The sequence below is a fragment of the Dokdonella sp. genome (assembly GCF_051958935.1).
GTDB lineage: Bacteria > Pseudomonadota > Gammaproteobacteria > Xanthomonadales > Rhodanobacteraceae > Dokdonella_A.
Genome location: NZ_JBQCFP010000155.1, coordinates 1 through 25136, shown reverse-complemented (window position 1 = coordinate 25136; position 25136 = coordinate 1). Strand labels below are relative to the sequence as shown.

At 69.8% G+C, this 25136-nt stretch carries 29 protein-coding genes; 16 read left to right on the top strand and 13 right to left on the bottom strand.

Annotation, left to right across the window (positions count from 1 at the left end; all coding sequences use genetic code 11):
- Positions 1-20 precede the first annotated feature (20 nt).
- From ACTHK2_RS14915 to ACTHK2_RS14905, 3 genes are all read right to left on the bottom strand, one after another.
- Complete coding sequence (locus ACTHK2_RS14915; RefSeq protein WP_440246508.1) at positions 21-236, bottom strand: hypothetical protein; 216 nt, start codon at positions 234-236, stop codon at positions 21-23.
- 95 nt (positions 237-331) lie between these two features.
- Positions 332-1531: a hypothetical protein gene (locus ACTHK2_RS14910; RefSeq protein WP_440246507.1), complete on the bottom strand. Its 1200-nt coding sequence runs from the start codon at positions 1529-1531 to the stop codon at positions 332-334.
- Positions 1532-1639: 108 nt separating this feature from the next.
- Complete coding sequence (locus tag ACTHK2_RS14905; protein ID WP_440246506.1) at positions 1640-1996, bottom strand: hypothetical protein; 357 nt, start codon at positions 1994-1996, stop codon at positions 1640-1642.
- 201 nt (positions 1997-2197) lie between these two features.
- Here ACTHK2_RS14905 and ACTHK2_RS14900 point away from each other — a divergent pair, with 201 nt between their 5' ends.
- Both ACTHK2_RS14900 and ACTHK2_RS14895 read left to right on the top strand, forming a co-directional pair.
- Positions 2198-3298, top strand: a complete 1101-nt coding sequence (locus ACTHK2_RS14900) for a sensor histidine kinase (RefSeq protein ID WP_440246505.1) — start codon at positions 2198-2200, stop codon at positions 3296-3298.
- Complete coding sequence (locus ACTHK2_RS14895) at positions 3295-4086, top strand: LytR/AlgR family response regulator transcription factor (protein WP_440246504.1); 792 nt, start codon at positions 3295-3297, stop codon at positions 4084-4086. The genes ACTHK2_RS14900 and ACTHK2_RS14895 overlap by 4 nt, the downstream gene beginning before the upstream one ends.
- Here ACTHK2_RS14895 and ACTHK2_RS14890 read toward each other — a convergent pair.
- From ACTHK2_RS14890 to ACTHK2_RS14880, 3 genes are all read right to left on the bottom strand, one after another.
- Positions 4083-5300, bottom strand: a complete 1218-nt coding sequence (locus ACTHK2_RS14890; protein WP_440246502.1) for an RNA polymerase sigma factor — start codon at positions 5298-5300, stop codon at positions 4083-4085. The two genes, ACTHK2_RS14895 and ACTHK2_RS14890, sit on opposite strands and share 4 nt — an antisense overlap.
- A gap of 14 nt (positions 5301-5314) precedes the next feature.
- Positions 5315-5662 (bottom strand): YciI family protein, encoded by a 348-nt coding sequence (locus ACTHK2_RS14885; protein WP_440246500.1) that lies wholly within the window; start codon positions 5660-5662, stop codon positions 5315-5317.
- 70 nt (positions 5663-5732) lie between these two features.
- Positions 5733-6623, bottom strand: a complete 891-nt coding sequence (locus ACTHK2_RS14880; RefSeq protein WP_440246499.1) for a sulfite exporter TauE/SafE family protein — start codon at positions 6621-6623, stop codon at positions 5733-5735.
- A gap of 112 nt (positions 6624-6735) precedes the next feature.
- Here ACTHK2_RS14880 and ACTHK2_RS14875 point away from each other — a divergent pair, with 112 nt between their 5' ends.
- Genes ACTHK2_RS14875 through ACTHK2_RS14865 form a run of 3 tightly spaced genes read left to right on the top strand, consistent with a single transcriptional unit; the run spans position 6736 to position 8879 of the window.
- Positions 6736-7149: a DUF350 domain-containing protein gene (locus tag ACTHK2_RS14875; protein WP_440246498.1), complete on the top strand. Its 414-nt coding sequence runs from the start codon at positions 6736-6738 to the stop codon at positions 7147-7149.
- Between the two features lie 7 nt (positions 7150-7156).
- Positions 7157-7711, top strand: coding sequence for a DUF1190 domain-containing protein (locus ACTHK2_RS14870; RefSeq protein ID WP_440246497.1), 555 nt, complete (start codon positions 7157-7159; stop codon positions 7709-7711).
- A 7-nt stretch (positions 7712-7718) separates the two neighbouring features.
- Positions 7719-8879 carry a glutathionylspermidine synthase family protein gene (locus ACTHK2_RS14865; RefSeq protein ID WP_440246496.1) on the top strand — a complete coding sequence of 387 codons (1161 nt, stop codon included), beginning with the start codon at positions 7719-7721 and terminating at the stop codon, positions 8877-8879.
- 124 nt (positions 8880-9003) lie between these two features.
- Here ACTHK2_RS14865 and ACTHK2_RS14860 read toward each other — a convergent pair whose 3' ends face one another.
- Positions 9004-9327: a DUF3761 domain-containing protein gene (locus ACTHK2_RS14860; RefSeq protein ID WP_440246495.1), complete on the bottom strand. Its 324-nt coding sequence runs from the start codon at positions 9325-9327 to the stop codon at positions 9004-9006.
- 340 nt (positions 9328-9667) lie between these two features.
- On the opposite strand from ACTHK2_RS14860, the gene ACTHK2_RS14855 reads away from it, so the two are divergent.
- Positions 9668-9892 (top strand): hypothetical protein, encoded by a 225-nt coding sequence (locus ACTHK2_RS14855; RefSeq protein ID WP_440246494.1) that lies wholly within the window; start codon positions 9668-9670, stop codon positions 9890-9892.
- Between the two features lie 372 nt (positions 9893-10264).
- On the top strand, positions 10265-11350 hold the full coding sequence (locus tag ACTHK2_RS14850; protein WP_440246493.1) for a restriction endonuclease: 1086 nt from the start codon (positions 10265-10267) through the stop codon (positions 11348-11350).
- A gap of 195 nt (positions 11351-11545) precedes the next feature.
- On the opposite strand, the gene ACTHK2_RS14845 is transcribed toward ACTHK2_RS14850, so the two are convergent.
- On the bottom strand, positions 11546-13309 hold the full coding sequence (locus ACTHK2_RS14845; RefSeq protein ID WP_440246492.1) for a choice-of-anchor Q domain-containing protein: 1764 nt from the start codon (positions 13307-13309) through the stop codon (positions 11546-11548).
- Between the two features lie 449 nt (positions 13310-13758).
- Between ACTHK2_RS14845 and ACTHK2_RS14840 the strand changes: the two genes are divergently transcribed.
- Positions 13759-14025 (top strand): DksA/TraR family C4-type zinc finger protein, encoded by a 267-nt coding sequence (locus tag ACTHK2_RS14840; protein WP_440246491.1) that lies wholly within the window; start codon positions 13759-13761, stop codon positions 14023-14025.
- Between the two features lie 102 nt (positions 14026-14127).
- Here the strand turns inward: ACTHK2_RS14840 and ACTHK2_RS14835 are convergent, their stop codons facing one another.
- Positions 14128-14673, bottom strand: a complete 546-nt coding sequence (locus tag ACTHK2_RS14835; protein WP_440246490.1) for a carboxymuconolactone decarboxylase family protein — start codon at positions 14671-14673, stop codon at positions 14128-14130.
- A gap of 117 nt (positions 14674-14790) precedes the next feature.
- On the opposite strand from ACTHK2_RS14835, the gene ACTHK2_RS14830 reads away from it, so the two are divergent.
- Positions 14791-15636 carry a cupin domain-containing protein gene (locus tag ACTHK2_RS14830; RefSeq protein ID WP_440246489.1) on the top strand — a complete coding sequence of 282 codons (846 nt, stop codon included), beginning with the start codon at positions 14791-14793 and terminating at the stop codon, positions 15634-15636.
- A gap of 180 nt (positions 15637-15816) precedes the next feature.
- Here ACTHK2_RS14830 and ACTHK2_RS14825 read toward each other — a convergent pair whose 3' ends face one another.
- Positions 15817-16998, bottom strand: coding sequence for a peptidoglycan DD-metalloendopeptidase family protein (locus ACTHK2_RS14825; RefSeq protein WP_440246488.1), 1182 nt, complete (start codon positions 16996-16998; stop codon positions 15817-15819).
- A 73-nt stretch (positions 16999-17071) separates the two neighbouring features.
- A complete protein-coding gene (locus ACTHK2_RS14820; RefSeq protein ID WP_440246487.1) occupies positions 17072-17989 on the bottom strand; it encodes an oxygenase MpaB family protein in 918 nt (305 codons plus the stop codon).
- A gap of 88 nt (positions 17990-18077) precedes the next feature.
- On the opposite strand from ACTHK2_RS14820, the gene ACTHK2_RS14815 reads away from it, so the two are divergent.
- The 3 genes from ACTHK2_RS14815 (at position 18078) to ACTHK2_RS14805 (ending at position 20326) form a co-directional block, all read left to right on the top strand.
- Positions 18078-18755, top strand: coding sequence for a hypothetical protein (locus tag ACTHK2_RS14815; RefSeq protein ID WP_440246486.1), 678 nt, complete (start codon positions 18078-18080; stop codon positions 18753-18755).
- A gap of 270 nt (positions 18756-19025) precedes the next feature.
- Positions 19026-19517 carry a hypothetical protein gene (locus tag ACTHK2_RS14810; RefSeq protein WP_440246485.1) on the top strand — a complete coding sequence of 164 codons (492 nt, stop codon included), beginning with the start codon at positions 19026-19028 and terminating at the stop codon, positions 19515-19517.
- 224 nt (positions 19518-19741) lie between these two features.
- Positions 19742-20326 carry a YceI family protein gene (locus tag ACTHK2_RS14805; protein ID WP_440246484.1) on the top strand — a complete coding sequence of 195 codons (585 nt, stop codon included), beginning with the start codon at positions 19742-19744 and terminating at the stop codon, positions 20324-20326.
- Positions 20327-20362: 36 nt separating this feature from the next.
- Here the strand turns inward: ACTHK2_RS14805 and ACTHK2_RS14800 are convergent, their stop codons facing one another.
- Positions 20363-20926 carry an NADPH-dependent FMN reductase gene (locus tag ACTHK2_RS14800; RefSeq protein WP_440246483.1) on the bottom strand — a complete coding sequence of 188 codons (564 nt, stop codon included), beginning with the start codon at positions 20924-20926 and terminating at the stop codon, positions 20363-20365.
- A 101-nt stretch (positions 20927-21027) separates the two neighbouring features.
- Here ACTHK2_RS14800 and ACTHK2_RS14795 point away from each other — a divergent pair, with 101 nt between their 5' ends.
- On the top strand, positions 21028-22149 hold the full coding sequence (locus ACTHK2_RS14795; RefSeq protein ID WP_440246482.1) for a diguanylate cyclase domain-containing protein: 1122 nt from the start codon (positions 21028-21030) through the stop codon (positions 22147-22149).
- Positions 22150-22314: 165 nt separating this feature from the next.
- On the opposite strand, the gene ACTHK2_RS14790 is transcribed toward ACTHK2_RS14795, so the two are convergent.
- Positions 22315-23316: an aldo/keto reductase gene (locus ACTHK2_RS14790; protein ID WP_440246481.1), complete on the bottom strand. Its 1002-nt coding sequence runs from the start codon at positions 23314-23316 to the stop codon at positions 22315-22317.
- A gap of 171 nt (positions 23317-23487) precedes the next feature.
- Between ACTHK2_RS14790 and ACTHK2_RS14785 the strand changes: the two genes are divergently transcribed.
- The 3 genes from ACTHK2_RS14785 to ACTHK2_RS14775 form a co-directional block, all read left to right on the top strand.
- The gene (locus ACTHK2_RS14785; RefSeq protein WP_440246480.1) at positions 23488-24600 is read left to right on the top strand and encodes an AraC family transcriptional regulator; all 1113 of its coding nucleotides are present in this window, start codon (positions 23488-23490) and stop codon (positions 24598-24600) included.
- Between the two features lie 3 nt (positions 24601-24603).
- Complete coding sequence (locus ACTHK2_RS14780; RefSeq protein WP_132000085.1) at positions 24604-24855, top strand: DUF3297 family protein; 252 nt, start codon at positions 24604-24606, stop codon at positions 24853-24855.
- Positions 24852-25136: YciI family protein (locus ACTHK2_RS14775; RefSeq protein ID WP_440246479.1), on the top strand; the 285-nt coding region annotated here is incomplete at its 3' end. The genes ACTHK2_RS14780 and ACTHK2_RS14775, both read left to right, overlap by 4 nt.

Sequence of the window (25136 nt, the reverse complement as noted above, 5' to 3'; positions counted from 1 at the left end):
CACGGCCGCGTGCGGGGGCGTCAGTGGTACGAGCCGAGCGCGTTCCACTCGGCGAGCCGGTCGCGCGTGTCGCGCACGCGCGGCTCGGCCGCCTGCCATTCGGAAACGCGATCCGGATCGAGCGGCAGGCCGAATGCATCGACGAACTGGCCGCGGCGATAGGTCGCCGACTGCCATGCGCCGCTGCCGATCCTCACCTGCACGTCCTGGCCTTCCTCGGGGATGTTGTCGTTCATTGCGATTCTCCAGGTTCCGTTCGACCGCGACGCGTGCCGCGCAGTCGCCGCCAGCCGCGGGCGGGTGCATGCGGCCGTACGATCATGTTCGTACATCAGTGGCCGATCGGTGTTGCGATAAATGCGATCCTGCTGCCGTCCGCCGCGGTTGCGCGCCCGGTGACGACGCCCGCGTCGTTGATGTCGTCGGCGAGCGTGAGCGTGCCGTCGAAGCCGTTGCTGCGGTCGACGGGCTCGTCGAGGTTGGCGACCCGGCCGTTGCGCCAGATCCACGGATGGAAGCTCGTGCCGTCATTGGAATAGCCGACGACCTCGCCGCGCACGTTGATGCCGGTGCCGATCGCGGCGAGGTCGCCGGGCAGGATGTCGATCCATTTCCACCCGGCCGCGCGCGACCAGGTGAACGCGCGGGTGAAATTGCCGTCGAAGTCGTCGGGCACGCCGGCGAAGCCCGCGACCTCGCCACGCTCGGTCAGCGCCATCGGCGTGTTCCAGTACGGCGCGTCGTTCGGGTTGTCGATGCGCACGACGTGGCCGCCGTCCCACATCACGGCGTGGCGTGCGCTCGAGCGGCCGACCGCTTGGTCGCAGATGCCGGAGATGCCGACGATCTGGCCGCGATCGTTGATCGCGGTGGCCGAGCCTGACGTGTCGCCGTCGACGAGTGGCAGCGCGTGCGGCCGATGGTCGAGGCCCCAGACCACGGGGCGGAACTGGCGCACCTGTGGCCCGAGGCAGGCGGCGTCGGCGATGCCGTTCTCGGCCCAGCCGACGGTCTGGCCCCAGCTGTTGGTGCCGGTCGCGAAGCTGTTGTGGCCGCCAGGCAGGGGCACGAGGTCGTGCATGCGGCCGAAGGCCCAGACGAAGCCGTGGCAGGCATGTCCGCCGGGGTTGGCGAGGAAGCCGCCGGCCGCGCAACTCCAGCCCTGGCCGCCGTCGGGATCGAGCGCGTCGACGAGCGAGATGCCCGACACCATGCCGAGCAGGTTGTTGCTCGGCCAGGCGATTGCGCTGGCGAGGTCGGGCGCGTGGCCAAGCGTGCCGAGATCGATGACGCGGCCGAGCGCCCATGCGGTCGCGTGGCGTTGGCCGTTCGCCGCATTCGAGTAGCCCGCGACGAGCCCGAGGTCGTTGATGCTCTTGCCGCGCGTATTGGCGGCGACGCCGCCGTCGAGCGCAGGCAATACCGTGACGCGGTAGTGCGCGAACGAGGCGGATTGCGATGCCGCGCCGGCGAAGGCGCCCGGTGCAGCGACGCCGAGTGCAGTGACGATCGCGAAAGTGATCTGGCGCATGGGTCTCTCCGATGAGGACGTCACCGTTCGTGACGCCGTCAGGGTCGTCGTTGCGACGACCCGCGGGGAGGTCCACTTTCGCGATGCGTGGCGGTCCGGTCCGGCGCTTCAGTCGCGCGCGATCCGCGCATCGGCGCGTGCGCGCCGCAGGTATGGCCCCGTGTGGTAGCTGCGATAGCGGCAGACGTCGAAATCGCGCTGGACCAGCACGAGTCCATCGCCGAACGTGCTGCGCAGATCGCACAGGCAGCCCTCGCCGCGAATCGCGACCGTGGTGGTATCGCCGCCGCCCTGCAGCGGCGCGCCACCGAGTTCGATCGTACGCCAGTCGCCGCTGCCCGCCGTCGCGACCGCGAATCCGACGAGGCTCGCCGGCGCCGTGTTGACGAGGTCGAGGTAGTGCAGGTCGTCCGCCCGCGCCATTGCGCCGGCAAACAGCAGGGTGATCAGGATCGGTGTGCGCATGTGGCCTCCGCCGTCCCGGCACGCGATCACGGCGATCGCTTTCCTGCCGGCATGCGCATTGGACGTGTCGAACCGTGCGCGCGCGGCTGCGCCGGGACGAATCGTCGTGACAGCGGGACGAATCGCAGCCATGACCACCGGAGCTTCCCGCCGCACGCCTGCGGCGCCTACGATGGCCGCGACACCCTTGCGGACGACGCGATGAGGATCCGCCTGCTCGACGCCGACATCGGCTTGTGGCGCTACCTCGGCCTGTGGAGCGGCGTCGTGCTGTTGTTCGCGATCCAGGGGTACCTGCACGATTCGCTGCAGGGCCACACCTGGTCGGCCTTCGACTACCTGCGCTGGTCGATGATCCAGTGGTACACCTGGGCCGCACTCGCACCGCTGGTGTTCCGCCTCGCCGAGCGCTATCCGGTGTCGCCGCCGACCTTCGCGAACCTGCGCATGCAGGCGCTGCTCGCGTGTGCGACCACCGCGATAGCGCTCGTCGCGGGCGCGCTCGTCTCGCACCTCTTCGAGCCGGGCACGTTCGGCCAGCAGGTCGACCAGTTCGTCGGCCAGCATGCCGCAATCGGCCTGCTCACCTACGCCGCGCTGCTGGCGTTGCACGCGGCGATGCGGCACTACCGCGAGAAGACCCGGCGCGAGGTCGAGGCGAGCCGCCTCGCCGGCGAGCTCGCCCAGTCGCGCCTGCAGGTGCTCCGGACGCAGCTGCAGCCGCATTTCCTCTTCAACACGCTGCACGCGATCGTCACCCTGCTGCAGGAGGACACCGCGTCGGCCGAGGACATGCTGCTGCGCCTGAGCGAACTCCTGCGCGCATTCCTCGAGGAACAGGAAGGACAGGAGATCGCGTTGCAGCGCGAACTCGAGCTGCTCGACCTCTACCTCGGCATCCAGCGCATGCGCTTCAAGGATCGCCTCGGCACGCGCGTCTACATCGATCCGGACACGCTCGATTGCGCGGTGCCGGCGTTGATCCTGCAGCCGATCGTCGAGAACGCGATCCGCCACGGCATCGGCAAGCACGTCGGCGAAGACTGCATCGAGATCGACAGCCGCCGTGACGGCGAGTCGCTCTGCCTGGAGGTGCGCAATGCCAACAGCGTGCTCGACGGCATGGCGAAGGAGATCGGCCGGCGCGGCATCGGCCTCGCCAACACGCGCCTTCGCCTGCGCGAGCTCTACGGCGAGGCGGCCGAGATCCGCCTCGACAGCCTGTGGCCCAAAGGCGTCGCCTGCCGCATCCGCCTCCCGCTGCGGCGCGTCGAGCTGCCCGACGTCGAGGACGTCGCATGAGCATCGCGGCTCTCGTCGTCGACGACGAGCCGATCGCGCGGCATGCTATCGTGCGGCTGCTGCGCGACGACGCCGACATCGAGGTGCTCGGCGAATGCGGCGACGGCGCCTCCGCGGTCGCGGCGATCCGCGCGCATTCGCCCGACCTCGTCTTCCTCGACATCCAGATGCCGGCGATGAACGGCATCGACGTCGTCGCCGCGATCGGCGCCGGGCGCATGCCGGCGACGGTGTTCGTGACCGCCTACGAGCAGTACGCGGTGCGCGCGTTCGAGGCGAACGCGGTCGACTATCTCGTCAAGCCGTTCAGTCGCGAGCGCTTCCTCGCGACCTTGCGCCGCGTGAAGACGCGCCTGGCGGCGGATGCGGAGCGGGCATCCACGCGCGAACTGCTCGATGCGCTCGCCGCGCTGCGCCCGCGTGACGACTGGATCGAGCGCATCCCGGTGCGCGTCGACGAGCACGTCGTGCTGGTCCCGGTCGAGGACATCGTCTGGATCAAGGCGAGCCGCAACACGGTCGTGCTGCACCTGGCCGATCGCAGCCATGAACTGCGCGAGACGATGGCCAACCTCGCCGCGCGCCTCGATCCGCGCCGTTTCGCGCGCGTGCACCGTTCGGCGATCGTCAACGTGCGGCGCGTGCAGGCGATCCACCCGTGGTTCAACGGCCACCACGTCGTCGTCATGGACACCGGGCAGCAGCTGCGCATGAGCCGCTACCAGCACGAGAGCTTCCTCCGGCTCGCGACCTTGCCGCCCGGCGACGCGCGGCCGGACGCCGGCTAGACGCCGAGTGCCGCGCAGCGCGCGCGCAGGAAGCGCCGCACCGCCTCGTCGGTCTCCAGCGCGATCGCCGTGCCGTAGGCCGCCTGCGCGCCGGCATGATCGCCGCTGCGCACGAGCAGGTCCGCGCGCGCGGCCCAGTACGGCTGGTAGCCGGCGACGCGCGCGTCCGCCGCCGGGTCGGGCAGGGCGGCAAGGCCTGCGCCTGGCCCGCGCACGTCGGCGAGTGCGAGTGCGCGGTTGATCGCCGCGACCGGCGACGGCGCGAGCGCGGCGAGCGCGTCGTGCAGCTGCAGGATCGCCGCGGCGTTGTCCCGGCCGTGGCGACGGCGTTCGACATGCGCCGATTGCAGCGCCGCCTCGAGCTGGAAGCGGCCGATCCGCCGCAGCGTGCTCGCGCGGCGCAGCAGCGCTTCCGCTTCGCCGAGCATCGCGACGTCCCAGCGCGCGACGTCCTGCGCGTGCAGCGGCACGTACTCGCCGCCGGCGCAACGGCGCGCGGACCGGCGTGCGTGCGCGTACAGCATGCAGGCGAGCAGGCCGTGCGCCTCGGCGTCGCCCGGCAGCAGTTCGACCACGACGCGCGCGAGGAAGATCGCCTCCTCGGCGAGCTCGTGGCGCGATGCATCGCTGCCGCACCAGCCGTCGGTGAACGCGGCGTAGATCGCCGCGAGCACCGCGTCGAGGCGCGCCGGCAGCTCGGCCCGCTCGGGAACGCACAGCGGGATGCCGGCCTCGCGGATCTTTTCCTTCGCCCGGCCGAGGCGCTTGCCCATCGCCGCGGACGAGGTGAGGAACGCGGCCGCGATGCGCTTCGCGTCGAGGCCGAGCACGGTCTGCAGCATCAGCGGTGCGCGCACGGGGGCGTCGATCGCCGGGTGCGCGCAGGCGAACAGCAGCGCGAGCCGCTGATCGGGGATCGGTGCCTCGTCACGCAGGTCGACGACGTGCTCGGCGAGGTGCTGCAACTCACCGAGCACCGCTTCCCCGACCTGCCGCCGGCGCACGCCGTCGACGAGGCGGCGGCGCGCCACGGTGAGCAGCCACGCTTCGGGATTTTCGGGGCAACCGCTGCGCGGCCATTCGGCGAGCGCGGCGGCGAATGCCTCCGACAGCGCATCCTCGGCGGCGGCGACGTCGCGCGTGCGCACCGCGAGGAATGCGACGAGCCGCCCGTAGCTGCGCGCGGCGACGGCCTCGGCCGTCGCGCGCGCCACCCCTCCAGCGTCGGCTACTTGTGCCACACGGGTCGCACTTCGATCGTGCCGTGGCCCGCGCCCGGGCAGCGGGCGGCCCACGCGAGCGCGGCGTCGAGATCGGGTGCTTCGATGAGGTAGTAACCGCCGATCTGTTCGCGCGCCTCGGCGTACGGTCCGTCCTGGATCTGCGGCTTGCCGTCGACGAGGCGGACCGTCGTCGCGCTGTCCGAATCCTGCAGGCGGTTCGCGCCGACCAGCACGCCCGCGTTCGACAGTGCCTGGGTGTAGGCGGTATACGCGGCGACGCCTGCCCCCTGTTCCGCCGGACTCAGCCGGTTCCAGCCGCTTTCGTCGGCATAGAGCATGAGCAGGTATTGCATCGGATCTCTCCTGGAATCGACGGCGACGTGCCGCCACTGGGATGTCGATCGGACGGGCCGCATTCGGACATCAGCGGTGTGGTTGCGTCGCAGGGACGCGTCCGCCATGCCGATCCCGGCCCATCGACGCATGGAGCAGCAACGCGGCGGCATACAGCACGACCGCGACAACGCCCCAGCGCAGCGCGGTCAGCGGCAGCGACTCGACCACCCACGCGGCGAGCAGCACGGCCGGGATGCCGCCGAGCGCGAGGCCGAGCACGACGCGCAGGTCCACCCGCTCGCTGCGCGCGAAGCGCACGCCGGCCACCGGCATGAGGAACGCACAGGCGCCCATCATGACCGGGAACGCGGCGATCGGATCGAGTCCGAACAGGCTGAGCAGGATCAGCGACGGCGCGTACAGGCCGACGCCGAACGTCATGAGCGCGCCGAGCAGCGCGTGCGCCACGACCGCGATCGCGAAGCGTGGCCCATCGAGCGTGAGCGCGTCGCCGCCCGCGGGCAGCCACCCGAGGTTGGCGCCCGCGTACAGCAGAGCCGCGACGAGCATCGCGACACCGACGATCGCCTGCACCGCGCGCACCGGCATGCGCACGACGAGCGGCGCACCGAGCGTCGCGCCGGCGACCGCAGCAGCGATGCAGGCCGCGAGCAGGCGCGGGTCGACGCGCACGAGGTGGATGAAGATGAGCGCCTGCGCGATCGTTGGCAGCGCGTGGCCACTGTTGAGCGTCGCCGGCAGGTGACTGTCGGGCACGAGCCGGCGCAGCTTGAGCCAGGCCGTCGTCGGCGCGAACGAGCCGATGCCGAGCGTGTCGAGGAAGTTCGCGATCGCACCGAGCACGATCGCCTCGGGCTTCGGCCGCAACGCACCGCGCCGTCGCGCGGTGGCGAGCAGCACGCCGAGGAACGCGAGCGCGAGCAGGGCGAGCGTGGCGAGCAGGACGGTCACGACCATGTCGGGATTCCGCGCGGCGATCGGCCGAGCATAGCGCGTGCGACGATGCTGCTGCGTGGCAGTGCATGAAGTAGAGTGAAGCGCCCCCGGATCGGGGTGCCCGGAGCCGTCCATGTCGCCGCCGTTGGTCTCTTCGCTCGCCACCCTGCCGGATTTCCTCGCGTATTTCGCCACCGCCGCCGCGTTCGCCGCGTTGTTCGTCCTCGCCTACATCTGGATCACGCCGCAGCGCGAGCTCGCGCTGATCCGCGCGAATGTGCCTGCCGCAGCGATTTCATTCGGCGGCGCGTTCATCGGTTTCGTGATACCGCTGGCCTCGGCGATCGCCCATTCGGTCGGCCTCGTCGACGCCGCGGTCTGGAGCGCGGTCGCGCTGCTCGTGCAGTTGCTCGTGTTCTTCGTCGCGCGCGGGCTGCTGCCCGACTTGCCCGCGCGCATCGCGCGCGACGAACGCGCTGCCGCGACCTTCGTCGCGGCGCTGTCGATCGGCGTCGGCATTCTCGATGCCGCCTGCATGACCTGGTGAGGCCGCGATGAAACGTTCCCGTCGGCTCGCCCTCATCGCGATCTCCCAGGTGCCGGTGCTGCTCGCCGGCTGCGGCGAGGAGGAGAAACTGCGCCAGGGTTTCTACACGAGCATCGAAACCTGCCGCAGCGACGGCAACAGCGCGCAAGTGTGCGAGAAGGCGCTGCAAGCCGCGGCGCGGGCGCATGCGGACGCGTCGCCGACGTACGGCAGCCGCGAGCAGTGCATGCAGGATTATGGCGACCTGTGTACCGAGCGCGAGCACGGCGGCGGCATCTGGGTGCCGCTGATGGCGGGCTTCATGCTCTCGCAGGTGCTCGGTGCGAATCGCCCGCCTGGCTACGTCGATGCCAACCCGGTCTATCGCGATCGGGCGGGCCGTTACAGCGAGCGTTATTGCGGTGGCGATGAGGCGCGTTGCAGGAACGGCGGGGCGGGCTACCTCGCATGGCGGCAGCGTCCGGTCGACATCACGCCGAATCGCGCGATCACGACGACGCGCGCGGGATTCGGCCGCAGCTCGTCCGAACGCAGCGGCTGGGGCCGCTCGTTCGGCGGCTGACGCGCGCGTGCGCCGCATCCGCATCGCCGAGCGCCCCGACTGGCGGGCGGGCGCCGAACGACACGGCTTCCGCTTCCACACGATCGACGGCGCGCCGTACTGGGACGAACGCGCCTACTACGCGTTCGCGCTCGAGCAGGTCGAACGCGACCTCGAGGCGCCTACGCTCGAACTGCATGAGATGGCGATGGATCTGGTCGGCGAGATCGTCGCGAGCGACTTCCTCATGCATCGGCTCGCGATACCCGAGCGCTTCCGTGACTGGATCGCGCGTTCGTGGCGCGACGGCTCGCCGCACGTGTACGGACGCATGGACCTGGCGTACGACGGCCGCGCGCCGGCGAAACTCTACGAACTCAACTACGACACCCCGACCGCGCTCTACGAGGCGGCGTTCTTCCAGTGGCTTTGGCTCGAGGAGCAGATCGAACGGGGCGCGTTGCCGCGTGATGCGGACCAGTTCAACCTGATCCAGGAAAACATCATCGAGACGTTCGCGACGATCGCGCCGCGCCTGCCGCGCCCGTTGTATTTCAGCGCGGTACGCGACTCCGAAGAAGACCAAGGCACGATCGCCTATCTCGCCGATTGCGCGGGACAGGCGGGCCTGGCGACGCGCAGGATAGCGATCGAGGACATCGGGCTCGCCATCGACGGACGCTATACCGACCTCGACGATGTGCCGATCGGCGCCTTGTTCAAGCTCTATCCGATCGAATTCATGTTCGATGACGCATTCGGACAGGCGCTGCCGCAGTCGCGCCTCACGCTGCTCGAGCCGCCGTGGAAGGCGGTGCTCAGCAACAAGGGCATCCTGCCGCTGCTGTGGGAGCGCCATCGCGGCCATCCGAACCTGTTGCCGGCCTTCTTCGACGATCGCCCCGACGTTCCGCTGCCGGCCGGTTGGGTGCGCAAGCCGCTACTGTCGCGCGAGGGCGCAAACATCGATGTCCATGCCGCTGCGGGAGAAGAATGGCGTTCGGACGGGCCATATGGCGACGCGCCGTGCATCCGCCAGGCATTCCATTCGCTGCCGGAATTCGACGGCGCCTATCCGCTCGTCGGCAGTTGGGTCATCGGCGACCGCGCCAGCGGCATCGGCATGCGCGAAGACGATTCGCTGATCACGCGCGACAGCGCACGCTTCATGCCGCACGCGATCATCTGAGGGCGGGTTGTCGGCACCGCGCGTCGACGAAACCGTTCCGAAAGCAGGCGACCCTGCTCCTGGCGGAGCGGGGTCGCGCATCGTACCGGGGCAGGGTCGGGCGGCGTACCGCGCGACCTCTGGATCAGCCTTGCGCGAGCCACTCCAGCACGCCGCCGTGCTTGGCGCAGGCGCCCTCGCGCTTCTTGGCGTAGCTGAAGGAAAGATCCTTGCACTGCGCGCTCGCTTCGAGGCCGCTGGCGCTGCCCGTGCTCTTGGCTTCGGCGGACTTGGCCACGCACTTGCCTTCAGCATCGAGCTTGCCGATGGTGGCGCCGGACTGCCCCTGCGGACCGGCGACGCGGGCGGTGCAGCTGTCGCCTTGGGCGGCGAATACGGAAGAGGAAGCCACTGCGAGGGCCAGGATTGCCGAGCAGGCCGCTGGACGAAGAATGTTCATGATGTACATGCCTCCACGCCATCGTCAGGGTGACGAAGGTATATAAGCATTTAATGTGCCAGAAAGAGGCGAGGCAGGCAGGGCCGTTCCGGGGGGCGGCGCTTGGCCAAGTCTGGCGCGGTTTTGGCGCGTCGGGCGCCGATTCGACGCGGTGTCGAGGCGGCGGGGCGCTTGCGCAGACACGCCAGGCTTTGTCAATCCCGGACGAAACCGGCCGTTTGGCCGTCCGCGCCAAGGGCCGTCGAAACCGTCGGCGAACAGGCGGTCGCCGGTCCACACATAGACCGCTCCTTGGTCGGGGGAACTCGAGATCGCGGCCGAACGCACCGGCGAACAGGGTGCCGTCCGCATGGAAATCCAGGCTGAACCCGACCACGTCGCCGCCGCGTGGATCGGGCCATTCGAGCTTCGGCTGCTGCATCCACAGGCCGTCGACCTTCTCGAACAGGTAAACGGCCCCCCGTTGATCGGTGAGCAGGAACTCCCGCTCGAGTACCCGGGTAGTGCCTTCGCGGTGGAACGCGTACACCGGGCCCGGAATGTCGATGGCGCTGCGTACGGCCGATCGCGCTGATCAGCACGACGTCGCCCCGCACGGCGATGCGTGATCCGAAGAAGTGCCGGCCACGCGTCCGGTGCGAGGACACGCGATTCAAAGACGTATCGGCCGCCGACGCGCCGACCCGTAGACCGCGCCGCATTCCTGCTGCAAGCCGATTCCGTGGTGCGTGTCGAGACGTTTCGATCCGTCACAAATTGACGATCGCCCAACGGCCCAAGTTGAGACCGTGTCGAGCGATGCGACCGAAGCACATGAATCCATTGGCATCGCCTTCGTCCGCGTGCTTGGCCCCGTTGTTGCTTCCGTTCGACGCGACGCCTCTCGAGGCGGCGAACGCGGCCGCGCGGCGGTCGATCACAGGGACGAGGAGCAGGGGGCGCTCGGGTGACATCGAAGTCCGGCCACACACCGTGGGACGATGCGCTCGCGCGCGTGGATCCCGCGCGGTTCGAACAATTGCTGGCCGACTACTACCGTGGCTGCGGTTGGCGCGTCGAGCAGGTCGGAGCCGATTTCACCGGCCAGCGCTACGACGCCGGGTTCGACCTGCAGCTGCGTCGCGAAGACGCCTACGTGGTCGTGCAATGCAAGCGCTGGAAGGCCTTCAAGGTGCCGCACCACGAAGTCCACGAGCTGCACGCGATCATGGTCAACGAGGCAGCCACCGGCGCGATCTACGTCACCAGCGGCGAATTCACCGAGACCGCGATCGAGGCGGCCAGGCGCTCCGGTCACGTCGAACTCGTCGATGGCGACATGCTGCGCACGATGCTCGATCCCGCCGTGCTCGAATCGGCGGCGCGCGACAGCCCACCGCCGATGTACGCGCATCCGCAACTGACGCTCAGTGGCGGGCCGCGCGTCCCGTCGGCATCGCGCCGCGGCCTGCTCGTACCGGTACTCGCTCTCGCGGCGTGCGTGGTCGTCTGCGCCGGCGTCGTGCATTCGCTCAATGCGATGGTGCGTCCGGCGCCGCGGCTCACGGCCACGCGCGGCGCGCAGATCCCGCCGATGGCGGGCGAATCGACGCGGCGGGCGGCGCCCTCGACCGATCCCTATTCGCTCGCCGGCCGGGCCGTGCCGCCACGACGGACTCCGTCCGATGCCGGCGTGGCGGAACCGATCACGGCTGCCGGTTCGGTGCCCGAGCGTTCGCGCAGCATCGACCGCGAGGCGGCACGCACGGCCGTGCGTCCGCTGCGCGGCGTCCACGACGTGTTCTGGCTCGACGACAACGACCTCGTCGTCGTCGTCGAACGTGGCGCGAGTTCGCAGGACATGATCGCCATCGTGTGTCGTGCACTCGCGCCGCTCGGCGACGGCGCGTCGATCATCGTCGACCTGCAGCAGGCGACGTCGCGCAGGAGTGTCGAGCCGCTCGCGTCGAGCCCCTGCGGCGCGTCGGCTGCGGGCAGCGTTGCGGCGCCCGTCGCAGGACGCGCGTCCGACGTGGCTTCCGCGATGCATTGATCCGCGCTCGCGCGCCGTCGATACGCGCGTGGTCATGATCTCGGAACGTGGGCGCGCCGGCGGCCGCGTGCCGTGAAAAATCTCCTCCCGCGGGGCGAGGGAGGGAAAGCCCCGCGGGAGGAGCCGCAAGCAGGCCCGTGCTGGGGAGGCCGGCGAAGGAGAGAGGGGCCGGCAGGCCTGCTGTTTGGTCGGCGCTCAGTCGAACCCGTCCGCGAACAGCTCGTCGGGCATCGGCTGCAGTTCGAACGCGCCTATGTCGGTACTTGTTCCGGATGTGCGAAGGAAGGTTGCGCCGCGCTGGTCGTGCTCGAGCGCCGCCGGATTGCTGCCGGCGTCGATCGCGGGGCTACCCGCCAACAGCGCGTGCGTGCGCGTCGGACCGCCATTGAAGGCGAGAGGCGCGAGCAGCGGATCGCCGTCGAGCGAATCGCCGGGTACGGCGGCGTTCGCTGTGCCGAGCAGGTTCGTGTTGCCGCCGATCGAGTGCACCGTGGTGATCTCGAACGAGGATGCGTCGCTCGTATGGTTGCCGGCGACGATGCTGCTCACGAGCGACAGGTCGTAAGGTGACTCATTGCCCTGGTCCGCGATGCCACTGCCGGACGGGGCCGTGTTGTCGGTGACGGTCGTGTTCGACAGGGCGAACGCGCCATGATGCCTCGCATACAGGCCGCCGCCCATGGTCGCCGCACTGTTGCCGGAGATCGTCGAGTTGGTGATTTCGACCGCGAGCGGCGACCAGCTGCCGATGCCGCCGCCACCGCCAACGGTGTAATCGCCAATCGGCCCGTCGCAGGTCGCCGTGTTGCCACTGATCGTGGAACCCGTGATCGTCGAGAGCGGCGGTATGCCGCGCGGGATCGACGCGATGTACACACCGCCGCCGCCGATCGCACTGATGTAGGTGTACGAGCCGCTCGGTCCGACGCCGGGGGTGCCGCGCACGTGGTTGTCCTCGATCGTGCTGCCCGACATGATCACCGTCTGCGGCGAGCCGATGCCGCCGCCTTTGGCGTAGGCGATCTTCGCCGCGGCGACGTCGACCGACACGCCGCTGACGCGGCTGTCGGTGAGCACGATGCCGTAGAGCGAGAACACGCCGCCGCCGAAGGTGCCGCTGACAGCGGTCGATGCGGTCGCCGAAACGGTGACGTTGCTGATCGTCGCACGCGTGATGTACGAGGCGGCGGCGTACACGGCGCCGCCGTAGATCGTCGCCGAGATCTCGTCGGAGTGCGCGCTCGCGCTGACACCGCTGACGGTGCTGTCGGTGAGGATCAGCCGGCCGCCGGCGTCGATCGCAGCGCCGGAGACGCTCGTGCCGCTCGCGCTGCAGTGCTCGACGCTGGAGTTGGTCAGAGTGATGCTGCCCGACGACAGCACGCACGCGCCCGCGGCGAGGCCCGCGTACATCACCGGCCCGGTGTAGTCGTAGCGGCCGTTGCGCAACGTGAGGCCGTCGATGTCGAGCAGGCCGTAGCCGGTATGCGCGATCAGGCGCGTCGTATCGTTGCCGGCGATCGCGAGCTGCTTCGCGCCCGGGCCGCGGATGGTCAGGTCGTATTCGCCCGTCGTCAGCGGGCCGCTGGTCAGCGAAATCGTGCTGCAGGCGAGCGCGGTCAGGTCGATCGTGTCGCCGGAGAACGCATGGGCGAACGCATCACGCAACGAGCCTGCACCGTCGTCGTCGCAGTTGCTGACGGTGATCGTGGCCGCGGGGCGTTCGGCCGCCCGTGCCGGCACGCGTCCACGCAGGGCGAGCTGGCTCCGCAGTGCTTCCTTGTGGCCCCCCATCGCGAGCCCCGTGTTGAACGGCTGCGGCGCGACCACCACCGGGGTGAGGTCGAGCTTCGGCGTCGACGTTGCAGCGAGGCTCGGACCGAAGGCGAGGGCCATTGCGAGTGCGAGCGGCGCATGCGTGGGACGGAAGCTCGAACGAGGTGTTTCGGGACGGCGCATCGGTGATCTCGACGGGTTGCGGAGCTGCGATTGCAGCAGGACAGGATCGCCCGAAGCATGACGGATTCCTGACGCAATCCGGATTTCTCGTGATGCAGGGCGGACTTGCGTGACCTCGGGGCGCTGGACACGGACGCAAGCCCGCGAGCGGCCGGACGAGCGCGTGCCGCGCCGAAGCGAGCGATGGGGCGGCTGCCGGCCGTTCGTGATGGCCGGGGGCGTGTGGTTCAGCTCTCAGGAAATGAGACGAGGCCCGCCGAAGCTGCGCCGTGCCCGTCGCATCCCTTTCGCACGGGCACTGCTAACCCGCAGCATCCGCTCGTCGTGAGACGCCGGGACTGCGGGGTTTTTTTTCATCCAGAAGCCGCCACATCAGGGGTGGGCCTTGGCGGCCTTACCCACCACCGCCGCAGCACGGCGGCATGGAATGAGTGCGAGGAGAACGCGAAATGGCCACCGGTTGGGCCGGCGACGGCGCCGTGCAGGACCAGATCGATGCGACCGTCGAGGACGCGGTCAAGCGCGCGCGCAGCCGCCTGCAGCGCGGTCCGTCGCTGACCCACTGCGAGGAATGCGAGGCGCCGATCCCCGAGGCGCGGCGCAAGGCCGTCCCAGGGGCGCGCCTGTGCGTGACCTGCCAGGCGGCGCAGGACCGCGAACAGTCCGCGCAGAGCGGCTACAACCGGCGCGGCAGCAAGGACAGCCAGTTGCGCTGAAGGCTCGGCAGAGGTGCGCCAGCGCCCGCCGTCGAAAAGCGTCGAAGCAACGCGCCCTTCATTGCCGATCGAGCCCCCGCCGGGCGGGGGCCCGACCCGCTGTCAGGCCGCCCGCTGCGCGGGCGCGGCCGGAAAATCGATGTCCGTGCGCGCGAGGTGGTTCGTGTAGTTCGTGTAGATGTTGAGCACGACGTTGACGAGCAGCTCGAGGATCGCGGCGTCGTCGAAGCCGGCCGCCTTGAATGCATCGAGTTCTGCCGTCGGCACGTGGCCGCGCGTATCGACGATGCGTTGGGCCAGTGCGAGCAGCGCGGCGTCGCCCGGCGCATCGGCGCTTGCGCTGCGTGCGGCGGCGATCTGCGCGGCATCGAGGCCAACCATGCGGCCGATCGCGCTGTGCGCCGCGAGGCAGTAGTCGCAGCCGTTGCGCTCCCCGACCGCGAGCGCGACGAGTTCGCGCTGCTTCGCCGTGAAGCGTCCGCCCGCGGCGGCCTCGGCGAGTTGCAGGTAAGCGTTCAATGCGACCGGCGTATGCGCGAATGTGCGGAACATGTTCGGCAGCACACCGAGCTTCTTCTGAACGGCATCGAGGCTCGCGCCGACGGTGGCGGAGACGGCTTCGCGCGGCAGGGCAGGAATGTAGGACATGACGATCTCCTTCGAGTGGATGCGTGCCGGTCGGCACAGGACGCACTCTAGGGATGTGCTTGATACTCGCGGTGATGTAAAGTCCGCGATACTTGATCAATCGTCCTGATCTTCGCCATGGACCGTCTCGACGCATTGCTGCAACGCTTCTCGGTCAGCGCCCGCATGTTCCACTCGGGCGCACTGTGCGGCATCACCGACATCCCCGCCGAACCGGGACTGGGCCAGTTGCATCTCGTGAGGCGCGGACCGATCGGCGTGTCGCATGCGGGCTTGCCGGCCGTCCATCTCGAGGTGCCGAGCCTTTTGCTGTATCCGCGCCCGCTCGCGCACCGTTTCGATACCGACCCGGGCGTCGGTGCGGACATGGCGTGCGCGCATCTGCGTTTCGCCGCGGGCGGCGCGAACCCGCTGGCCGATGCACTGCCGGCTTTCGTCTGCCTGCCGCTCGCCGAACTCGACGGCTGCGCGGGCGTGCTCGAGGTGCTGTTCGACGAGGCGTTCCGACCCCGCTGCGGCCGCCAGGCGCTGGTCGATCGCCTGTTCGAAGCGGTGCTCGTATTCGTGCTGCGCCGGCTCATGGACGAGGGGCGGATCGAACACGGGCTTTTCGCCGGGCTCGCGCATCCGCAGCTCGCGCGCGCGCTCACCGCGATGCACGAGCGCCCCGCGCAGTCGTGGACGCTCGAATCGCTCGCGTCGGAGGCCGGCATGTCGCGCAGCGTGTTCGCGGCTTCGTTCCGCGACACCGTCGGCGCGACGCCGGGCGACTATCTCGCGCGCTGGCGGGTCGGCCTCGCGCAGCAGGCATTGCGTCGCGGCCGCCCGCTCAAGCTCGTCGCCGACGAGGTCGGCTACGGCAGCGAGGCGGCGCTGTCGCGCGCCTTCAAGACCTGGGTGGGCCATTCGCCGCGCGACTGGCGACGCACGCTCGATGCTGCGTTGCCGAAGCAAAGAGCCTGAAACACGAAGGACACGAAAGAGAGAAAGACCAGAAGTTCTCAAGGCCTGAAATGCCGGGCACACACGGGCATGCGGAGAAAAGCCGAAGTAGAAAGACCCTGTAGAAAAGCACTCCTCCGCGTGCTCGGTATTTGATCTTCCCTTTCAGCTTCTCTTCGTATCCTTCGTGTCCTGCGTGTTTCAATCTTTCAGCTTGGCTCGCGCTCCGGCGTGCGGCGCGCCGCCGTCGCGCTGATCGCGTGCTTCGAAGCGCACGACGGCGGCCGGTAGCGGCAGGTCGTTCGTGCGTGCCCGCGCGCCGGGTTCGGGCGTGTACGGTTGGCCGAGTGCGGCCATCGATGCGTATGCGCCGATGGCGGTGTACGCATCGAGCACGAACGGCACGCCCTCGCCGGCGAGCGGCGTCGCACCATCGCTCACGTGCAGGTGCAGGTGCGGCCCGGTCGCGTCGCCGGTGAAGCCGAGCCGGGCGATCGGCGCGCCGCGCCGCACGCGCTCGCCGACGCGCACGCGCACGCTGCCGGGGAGCAGATGCTCGTAATGGGCGTAGCGGCCGTCGCCGAGATCGAGCGAGACATAGTTGCCGCTGGCGTCCTCGAGTGGATGGCGCGTGGCGGAGCCGAGGCGCGCGGGCTCGGCGATCGAATCGCGCAACGCGACGACGGTCGCGTCGGCCACCGCGAGCACGTCGGCGCCGTAGCCATACCAGTTCACGAGCACCTGCTCGTCGCCCTGCGAGAGCCGTCCCGCGTCGTCGACGCGCATCCAGTCGATCGCATGCCGCGCGGGAATGCGCAGCATGCCGTCGATCGCGAAGGCGACGCGGCGATGGCCGCGCGCCATCGCCGGGTCGTACAGCGCAACCCAGTCGCCACCACCGAGCGGCGCGCCGAGCACGACGGCCGTACGCGAGGAAACGCGCGTGTCCGCACCCTCGAGCGCCACGGGCGCGCCGTCGCGCAGCCAGGCGAGGCGATGGCGCAGCGCCTTGGGCATCGTGCGCGCGGCATCCAGTGAGATATCGAGGTAGGCGACCGCGACGCGGCCGGGCGGGAGCGTGCGCGTCGGCGCCTCGCCGCGCGCGGATCCTGCCAAGCGCAGCGCCCCCTGCAATTCATCCGCCGTGAGCGAGGCGAGCGGTACGCTCGACGCTGCATCGAACACCTCGATGCGCTCGAGTACGAGTGGCACATCCGCGTGGTTGGCCAGGTGCAGCTCGTAGGCGAGGCGCTGCGTCGTGGCGCTGCGCACGGGGATCGGTTCCGGCCCGCTGGAGAACGTGATGCCGTCGCGCAGCGGCGCGGCGTGCACGGCGAACGGAAACCAGCCGGCGAGCAGGCATGCGCGCAACAGGCGAATCATGGTGAACTCCAGTGCAGACGGACGCGCATCTTGCGTTGGCCGCACGCGCAGGGGAAGTGCAGGCCGCGCGCGTTCACCAGCGCGTGAGCGTCGCGGACGCGACACCGACGCGCCGGCACGCCCGCGGCGCGATGCCGTCGGGCAGCGCGGCGCGGAACAGCGGCGCGAGCGTGCGCAGCACGCGCGCGCAGGCTTGCGCGTGCCGGCGTTGCCACGGCGTGCGGCCGAGCATCGCCTGCGCCCATTTGGGCAGCAGCGCGGCGCCGGCGCCGAGGAAGACATCGCGCGACACGCCCGCGAGCGGGACCGGCAGGCGGATGCGCGCGAGCACGTCGAGCACTTCGCGCGAGCGCGCGTCGAAGCGGAGTTCGCCCTGCATGCGTGCGAAGTACAGGTCGACCTCGGCCTGCGACGCCGGCACGTCGCGTGCGCCGAGGCGTTCGGCGACGCGCCGCACCTCGCCGTAGTAGCGATCCGCGGCGCCGGCCGGCGGCGGTGCCGGTGCGTAGCGCCGGTACCCCTCGAGGAATCCGTAGGCTTCGGTCACGTGTACCCAGGTGAGCAGTGTGGGATCGTCGGCGGAGTAGGGGCGGCCGTCGGCGGCCTCGCCACGCACGCTCGCATGGATGCGTGCGACGCGCGCGATGAGCGCTTCGGCGTCCGCACGCGCGGCGTAGGTCGTGCCGGCGACGAACGAGGTCGTGCGGCGCAGGCGGCCGACGAGGTCGGTGCGGAAGTTCGAGTGGTCCCAGACGCCCGCGAGCGCAAGCGGGTGCAGCAGTTGCAGCATGAGGGCGCACAGGCCGCCCGATAGCATGCCCGGGAAGTCGGCATGCACGCGCCAGGTCGCGCTGTCGGGTCCAAACAGGCCGGGATCGCCCGCAGGATACTCGTAGTCGATGCCGTCCTCGCCGCGCGGGAACACGCCGAGCACCCAGCGACGGATGCGTGCGCTCAGCGGCGCGGCGAGGATGGTAAGGTCAGGCGGCATCGTGCATGTCCGTATCGGCCATGCGCGCGATGATACGGAGGAGCGGCCCGCCTGGCGCGAGGATGCGCCGGGCCGAGGAGGAAGGGGCATGAAATTGATCGACGACCTGCGCAGGATTCCGCCGGGCGTCGCGCTGCAGATCCTGCTCGCGCACGGCATGCTGCTGTTCGCAAGCCTGCATGGCGGACTGCCGTACGTCGTCCTGCAGGGACTCATCGCGCTCGAACTCGTGTTGCTGAACGTCGCGACGGTGCCTTTCTATCCGGAGCGCGGATTGCTCCGGCACGTCGCCGATCTCGTCAAGATGAGCGCGCTGCTCGCCTTCCTGCTGCTGTTCGTCTGCATCTCCTACGCGATCGTCGCAGGAGGCGAGCACGCCGATCCGATCGCGACCACGATGGCGCGCTGGCACGACCTGCGTCGCGCGGGCGTCGCCTGGGCGGCCGGATACATCGTCGTTTCGCTCGTGCTGTCGCTGCTCGCGGCGATCAGCTCGCCCGATCCCCGCCTCACCTGGATGAACAACAATCTCGCCGCCGGCGGCTCGACCTTCGTCGCGATGCTGTTCATGGCATTCGTCGGTTTCTTCGGCGCTCGGCCGATGGCGGCGGCGCTCGAATACCTCGGTGCACCGAGCGATCCCGACGTGCTGATGATTTCGCTGATGGTCGGGCTGCGCTTCTTCACAGCGCTTGTCGCAGCGACGATTTCGAGGACGGAGGTCGAGGCAATGGCGCGCAATCCCTATGTGGACGGACCGGGCTGAATGCGCGTGCCGCGGGCCGGGGGCAAAATGGGGGCATTCGCCGCGAAGGAAGCGTGGAAACGCACGCTCGCGCTGTTCGAACGCACGCTGCGTCCCCATGCGTGACGCAGCGGCGTACCGGATAGAGGCTGCCCGCTCGAGTGATCCGCCGACAACCGGGTGAGTCTCGACATGTCGTCAACGGTTCCGACACGCGAATGCATCGCGGTCGCGCAACCGATGTCACATCGATCCTGACACACTGGGCCGACTTCGTATCGGGGTAGGGCCATGGTTGCCGTTCCAGCACGTATCGAGCGTTCCATCGACTGGTTGCAGGTCTTCATCGGCGGATTGTTGATCGCCGCAGGCGACGGCGCGTTCGCGACGACCGTCTGGTTCAGTTGGGATGCGAGCGGGCTCACCAAGGTGTTCCAGTCGATCGCGGTCGGCGTGCTCGGCAAGGCGAGCTACGAGGGCGGCGTACCCACCGCGCTGCTCGGCGCCGCGCTGCACCTGTTCATGGCCACCGCGTTCGTCGCGATCTACACGCTCGTCGCGCGCCGCGTGCCCGGGCTGCTGCGCGGCATCGCGGTGAAGGGCCCGTTGTACGGCGTGGTGCTTTACGTCGTCATGAATTTCGTCGTGATGCCGTTGTCGCGCGTGGGCCGATCGCCCTCGTTTACCCACCTCGACTGGATCGCGATGAGCGTGGTCGCACACATGGTGTTCGGCACGATCTGCGTGCTGTTCGCGCGCCGTGCGTTGCGCGGGAGTGCCTGAAGCCACGTTCGAGTGATCGTCGCCGACGATCCCGCGGCGGCGCCTCACCCCTCATGCCGCGGACCCGTCCCGAGGCGGACCGCGCCCCGCGCGGCCGATCGCACGGAGTCATCGGCCGGCATGACGGCGCGATGATGTCGATTTCCACGGGCGTCGTTCGTCGAACCTGCATCGACGGTGAAAACTCCGCCGTCGCTGCCCGATCACGAACCCGAGGAAGCACCATGAACCGTACCGCGATCCATACCACCGTGCTGCTGGCCCTGGCGACCGCGACGAGTGCCGCGACCGCGGCACCGGTGACCTACACGCTCGATCCGACCCACACGTATCCGAGCTTCGAAGCCGACCACATGGGCATCTCCTACTGGCGCGGCAGGATGGACGCGACCTCGGGCAAGGTCGTGCTCGACCGCGAGGCACGCACCGGCAACGTCGAAGTCTCGATCGATCTCGCGAGCATCGACTTCGGCATGGACAAGCTCGACGAATGGGCGCGCGGCAAGGACCTGTTGGACACCGCGAAGTACCCGAAGGCGACCTACAAGGGGCGGCTCGCGCGGTTCGTCGACGGCAGGCCGACCGAGGTCGTCGGCACGCTCGACCTGCATGGCGTGCAGAAACCGCTCACGCTCGCGATCGGTCGCTTCAAGTGCATCCCGCATCCGATCTTCAAGCGCGAGCTGTGCGGCGCGGATGCGACCGGCACGTTCGATCGCGCCGCGTTCGGCCTCGATGCGGGCAAGGACTACGGGTTCGACATGACCGTCGCGTTGCGCATCCAGGTCGAAGCGCTGCGGGACGAGTGAAGCCCGGCGGTGCGCGGCGCCGGCGCGCGCCCTCGTTCAGCGGGCCTCGGCGTCCCCGATCCACGCGGCGAAGCCGTGCACGAAGGCGGCGAGCTGCTTGCGGATCGCTTCATCGCGGAGCGTGCCGTCCTCGTCGAATACCTGCGTCGCGCGCGACACCATGAGCGTGCCGCCGGACCAGTGGCGCGCGCCGAGCTTGCGCAACACGGACAGCCACGCGTTCTGCGAGAGGATCGTGCCGAAGCCGCCCTGCGAGGCGCCGATCAGCGCGAATGGCCGGTCGCCGAACACGCGCGGGATGTCCGACGAGGGGCGCGACAGCCAGTCGATCGCATTCTTGAACACGCCCGGGATGCCGCTGTTGTATTCGGGCGTCACGAGCAGCACGCCGTCGCTCGCGATGATGCGCTGCTTGAGTTCGAGCACGGCCGCCGGCAAGCCGTCGCGCTGTTCGACGTCGCCGTCGTAGAGCGGGATCCCATGCAGGGTCGCGGCGTCCAGGGCGACGCCCGCAGGGGCGAGGGGCTGCGCGGCACGCAGCAGCGCGCTGTTGTACGACCGGGCGCGCAGGCTGCCCGAAATGCCGAGGATCTTCGTCATGCGACCTTCCCGTTGGGAGGCCGCCAGCATATCGCGGCCGTGCATGTCGCGGCGCGGGTGCACGGGGCGTAGACTGGGGCGGAGCAGGGGGTGCGCCGACGATGAGGCATCCGGCAGCAGGCCGGCACGGCACGGGCGAGTCCGCCACGCGCGGTCATCGCCAGGGCGTGCGCGGCGAGCGCGCGATGCTCACCGAAATCCTCGCGGAAGTATCCGCCGAGGCGCTGCAGGGCGAGACGCTCGAAGAGGTGCTGCAGCGCATCGTCGACTGCATCACGCGCCATCTCCCCGTCTCGATCGCGAGCATCATCCTCCTCAACGAGGAGGGCACGCACTTCGTGCAGGAAGTGTGGGCGGGCAAGCTCGAACTCGACCTGCCGTTCGGCATGCCCTGGCCGATCGAACGCGGCGCGGCCGGTCGCTGCGCGCGCACGGGCGAAGCGCAGCTCATTGCCGACGTCGAGCGGGACCCCGACTACGTGCCCGGCAACGCGCACGTGCGCTCGGAGTACATCCTGCCGATCCGCCATCGCGAGCGGCTGCACGGCGTGCTCAACCTCGAGGCGACGCAGCCGGACTTCTTCACGCTCGAAGTGCGCGCGATGTTCGACGCGGTCGCGTCGCAGATCGCCGGCACGATCCATCTAGCGCGTGTCGTGCGCGAGCTCGAGCTCGCCAACCGCAAGCTCGCACAGCTGTCGATGAGCGACGGCCTCACCGGCATCGCCAACCGCCGCTGCTTCGACCAGCGGCTCGCCGAGGAATGGACGCGCCACCTGCGCGACGGCCGCCCGCTCGCGCTGCTGCTCGTCGACGTCGACTGCTTCAAGCCGCTCAACGACGCCTGCGGACATCTCTACGGCGACGAATGCCTGCGCGAACTCGCGCGCCTGTCGAGCAACCTGATCGAGCGCGACGACGTGCTCGTCGCGCGCTACGGCGGCGAGGAGCTGGCTTTGCTGCTGCCTCGCAGCGACCAGCGCGAAGCGCGACGGCGCGCCGAATACCTGCGTCGCCGCGTAGAGAAGCTCGCACTCGCGCACCCCGCCTCGGCGGTTGCGCCGCACGTGACGGTGAGCATCGGCGTCTGCGCGATGCTCCCCGGCGACGCGCACTCGCCCGACGCGCTCATCGATGCGGCCGACCGCGCGCTTTACGCGGCCAAGGCGCGCGGCCGCAACCGGGTCGTCGTTGCGCGGGCGCACCCGCCCGGCGCTTCGTGAGCCAACGCACGCCACGGGCGGAGGCAGCTGTCTTGCTCGCGGCGGTTCGGTTTCACCGTACGAGCCCACCCTGCGGGCGACCGGCGCGCGGCGAAGTCCGATCTCGCGGTCGCGCAGGGTGCGCTCCTCAGGACCCTTGCGCCAGACCGGGACGAGAGGCTGGACTCACCCGTTCACCGCCGCCATGCCCGCCGCCGGATAACGCGTTCCCGCGACCGCATGGCCGGAAAGTACGTCCTCGATCGCCTGCAGCTCGGCAGCGTCGAGGCGGATCCGCACGGCGCCTGCATTCTCGTCGAGCCGTTCGCTGCGACGCGTGCCGGGGATCGGCACGATGTCCTCGCCGCGGCAGAGCAGCCAGGCGAGGGCGAGCTGTGCGGGCGTGCAGCCGCGCGCGCGGGCGAGGTCGGTGACCGCGTTCACGAGGGCGAGGTTCTGCGCGAGGTTGGCGTCCTGGAAGCGCGGGTTCTGCCGGCGCCAGTCGTTCGCGGCGAGTGCCGCCGTATCCTGGATCGCGCCGGTGAGGAACCCGCGCCCCAGTGGGCTGTACGGCACGAAGCCGATGCCGAGTTCACGGCAGGTCGGCAGGATCTCGGCCTCGACGTCGCGCGTCCACAGCGAGTACTCGCTCTGCAGCGCAGCGATCGGATGCACCGCGGCCGCGCGCCGGATCGTCGTCGCGGACGCTTCCGACAGGCCGAGGTGGCGCACCTTGCCGGCCTCGACGAGGCGCGCCATCGCGCCGACCGTGTCCTCGATCGGCACGTTGCGGTCGACGCGGTGCTGGTAGTAGAGGTCGATGTGCTCGACGCCGAGCCGCTTCAGGCTCGCATCGCAGGCCGCCACGACGTATTCGGGCCGGCCGTCGACGCCGAGAAAGTCGCCGTTCGGTGCGCGCACGTTGCCGAACTTCGTCGCGAGCACGACTTCGCCGCGACGATGCCGCAGCACCTTGGCGAGCAGCTCCTCGTTGCGGCCCACGCCGTACATGTCGGCGGTATCGAGGAAGTTCACCCCGATGTCGAGCGCATGGTCGAGCACGGCGAGGTTGGTCGCTTCTTCACTCGGTCCGTAGAAGTCGGACATGCCCATGCAGCCGAGGCCGATCGCCGACACGACGAGGCCTTGGCGGCCGAGCGCGCGCCGGGGAAAGAGGGGGGTGTTCATGCCGATCTCCGCTGGGAAAGGAACAACGTCCCATACGCTAGTGCGCGCGGCGCCGCGTGGCGTGCCGGATGCTCGCCGATTCTTGCCCGATCCTCCACGATCGCTGCGGCGCGCGTGCGCGTACGCGTGGCCTCGGCATAATCGCCGGGGTGTCCTCCCTGGTGGATCCCGATGAGCGACAAGCCATCCAACGTCGTCGAGGCGCGTTCCGGGCTCGAAGCGCAACAGGCCGAACTCGCCGACCGGATTGCCCGAAATGCGGCCAGCGATGGCGTGCACGCCACCGCGATCGTGGGCCTCGGCCTGATCCGCGCGAGCTCGCCGTCGCAGCCGATCGCCTGCGTCTACCACCCGAGCCTGTGCGTGGTCGTGCAGGGGCGAAAGCGGGCGATGCTCGGCGACGAGATCTACCTGTACGACCCGCTCAACTATCTCGTGGTGTCGATGTCGATCCCGTTGGTCAGCCAGATCATCGAAGCGACGCCGGCGCGGCCGTACCTGTGCCTGCGCATCGACGTCGAGCCGCGGCTCGTCAACGAACTGCTCGTGCAGCTCGGCGCGGCCGCCCCGGCCCGCGCGAACGACGAACGCGCACTGGTCCTCGCGCGAACGGACGCCGCGCTGCTCGATGCGGTGCTGCGCCTGGTGCGGCTGCTCGACGCGCCGGCCGATGCGGCCGTGCTCGCGCCGCTCGCGCTGCGCGAGATCCACTACCGCGTCCTGCTCGGCGAACTCGGCCGGCGCCTGCGCAGCCTGTGCGAGTCCGACGGCCCGTCGCAACGCATCGCTCGCGCGATCGAACTCCTGAAGGCGCGCTACACCGAGCCACTGCGCATCGAGGACCTCGCGGCTGCCGCACACATGAGCGCATCGTCGCTTCACCAGCGCTTCCGCGCCGCGACCGCGACGACGCCGCTGCAGTACCAGAAGCAGCTGCGCCTGCAGGAAGCGCGACGGCTCATGCTGGTCGAGGGGCTCGAAGCCGCCGCCGCGGCGCACCGCGTCGGCTACGAGAGCCCGTCGCAGTTCAGCCGCGAATACCGTCGCCTGTTCGGCGCGCCGCCGCGGCGGGAAGTCGCGGCGGGAAGTCGCGGCGAAGCGGGTCGCTGGCGAGGTCTGAGACGCCCGGCAGCGGCGCCACGCACTGCGTGTACCGTCCCACGCGCATGCGACCCTGCCCGAACACGCCGATCCGGTCGCCAGTCCGCACCGCGCCCGCTATGCTTGGCGTTTGCGCGCCCGCCGTCGCGGCGGGCGGTGCGCTTCGAATGGATCACGAGGTGAACGATGACCGATACGCTGCCCGACCGTCTGTGCGTGAATCCGAAGAGTCCCCACTACGACGAAGCGCTGCTCACCCGCGGTATCGGCATCCGCTTCAATGGCAGGCAGCGCATGGATGTCGAGGAATACTGCGTCAGCGAGGGCTGGATCCGCGTCGCCGCGGGTCGTGCACGCGACCGCCACGGCAATCCGATGACGATCAAGCTGAAGGGCGCGGTCGAGCCGTTCTTCCTCGAAGCCCAGGAGGCGCCGTGAAGTTCCTCATGCTCGTGTACACCGACGATTCGATGCTGCAGGAACTGCCGGCGGGCGAATTCGACCGCCTCATGCACGGCTGCATCACGCACGCCGACGAGCTCAAGGGCGCGGGCAAGTTGCTCGACTCGCAGCAGCTGGAAGGGGCGAATACGGCGAAGTCGCTGCGCGTGCGCAACGGCCGTGCGAGCATCGTCGACGGCCCGTTCGCCGAGACGAAGGAAATCCTCGGCGGCTTCAACCTCATCGAGGCCGCGGACATCGACGAGGCGATGCGCATG

Excerpts from the sequence above, each read along its gene's own strand:
- ACTHK2_RS14915 (WP_440246508.1), bottom strand. The coding sequence starts at position 236 with ATGAACGACAACATCCCCGAGGAAGGCCAGGACGTGCAGGTGAGGATC.
- ACTHK2_RS14910 (WP_440246507.1), bottom strand. The coding sequence starts at position 1,531 with ATGCGCCAGATCACTTTCGCGATCGTCACTGCACTCGGCGTCGCTGCA.
- ACTHK2_RS14905 (WP_440246506.1), bottom strand. The coding sequence starts at position 1,996 with ATGCGCACACCGATCCTGATCACCCTGCTGTTTGCCGGCGCAATGGCG.
- ACTHK2_RS14900 (WP_440246505.1), top strand. The coding sequence starts at position 2,198 with ATGAGGATCCGCCTGCTCGACGCCGACATCGGCTTGTGGCGCTACCTC.
- ACTHK2_RS14895 (WP_440246504.1), top strand. The coding sequence starts at position 3,295 with ATGAGCATCGCGGCTCTCGTCGTCGACGACGAGCCGATCGCGCGGCAT.
- ACTHK2_RS14885 (WP_440246500.1), bottom strand. The coding sequence starts at position 5,662 with ATGCAATACCTGCTCATGCTCTATGCCGACGAAAGCGGCTGGAACCGG.
- ACTHK2_RS14880 (WP_440246499.1), bottom strand. The coding sequence starts at position 6,623 with ATGGTCGTGACCGTCCTGCTCGCCACGCTCGCCCTGCTCGCGCTCGCG.
- ACTHK2_RS14875 (WP_440246498.1), top strand. The coding sequence starts at position 6,736 with ATGTCGCCGCCGTTGGTCTCTTCGCTCGCCACCCTGCCGGATTTCCTC.
- ACTHK2_RS14870 (WP_440246497.1), top strand. The coding sequence starts at position 7,157 with ATGAAACGTTCCCGTCGGCTCGCCCTCATCGCGATCTCCCAGGTGCCG.
- ACTHK2_RS14860 (WP_440246495.1), bottom strand. The coding sequence starts at position 9,327 with ATGTACATCATGAACATTCTTCGTCCAGCGGCCTGCTCGGCAATCCTG.
- ACTHK2_RS14855 (WP_440246494.1), top strand. The coding sequence starts at position 9,668 with ATGGAAATCCAGGCTGAACCCGACCACGTCGCCGCCGCGTGGATCGGG.
- ACTHK2_RS14845 (WP_440246492.1), bottom strand. The coding sequence starts at position 13,309 with ATGCGCCGTCCCGAAACACCTCGTTCGAGCTTCCGTCCCACGCATGCG.
- ACTHK2_RS14840 (WP_440246491.1), top strand. The coding sequence starts at position 13,759 with ATGGCCACCGGTTGGGCCGGCGACGGCGCCGTGCAGGACCAGATCGAT.
- ACTHK2_RS14835 (WP_440246490.1), bottom strand. The coding sequence starts at position 14,673 with ATGTCCTACATTCCTGCCCTGCCGCGCGAAGCCGTCTCCGCCACCGTC.
- ACTHK2_RS14830 (WP_440246489.1), top strand. The coding sequence starts at position 14,791 with ATGGACCGTCTCGACGCATTGCTGCAACGCTTCTCGGTCAGCGCCCGC.
- ACTHK2_RS14825 (WP_440246488.1), bottom strand. The coding sequence starts at position 16,998 with ATGATTCGCCTGTTGCGCGCATGCCTGCTCGCCGGCTGGTTTCCGTTC.
- ACTHK2_RS14820 (WP_440246487.1), bottom strand. The coding sequence starts at position 17,989 with ATGCCGCCTGACCTTACCATCCTCGCCGCGCCGCTGAGCGCACGCATC.
- ACTHK2_RS14815 (WP_440246486.1), top strand. The coding sequence starts at position 18,078 with ATGAAATTGATCGACGACCTGCGCAGGATTCCGCCGGGCGTCGCGCTG.
- ACTHK2_RS14810 (WP_440246485.1), top strand. The coding sequence starts at position 19,026 with ATGGTTGCCGTTCCAGCACGTATCGAGCGTTCCATCGACTGGTTGCAG.
- ACTHK2_RS14805 (WP_440246484.1), top strand. The coding sequence starts at position 19,742 with ATGAACCGTACCGCGATCCATACCACCGTGCTGCTGGCCCTGGCGACC.
- ACTHK2_RS14800 (WP_440246483.1), bottom strand. The coding sequence starts at position 20,926 with ATGACGAAGATCCTCGGCATTTCGGGCAGCCTGCGCGCCCGGTCGTAC.
- ACTHK2_RS14795 (WP_440246482.1), top strand. The coding sequence starts at position 21,028 with ATGAGGCATCCGGCAGCAGGCCGGCACGGCACGGGCGAGTCCGCCACG.
- ACTHK2_RS14790 (WP_440246481.1), bottom strand. The coding sequence starts at position 23,316 with ATGAACACCCCCCTCTTTCCCCGGCGCGCGCTCGGCCGCCAAGGCCTC.
- ACTHK2_RS14785 (WP_440246480.1), top strand. The coding sequence starts at position 23,488 with ATGAGCGACAAGCCATCCAACGTCGTCGAGGCGCGTTCCGGGCTCGAA.
- ACTHK2_RS14780 (WP_132000085.1), top strand. The coding sequence starts at position 24,604 with ATGACCGATACGCTGCCCGACCGTCTGTGCGTGAATCCGAAGAGTCCC.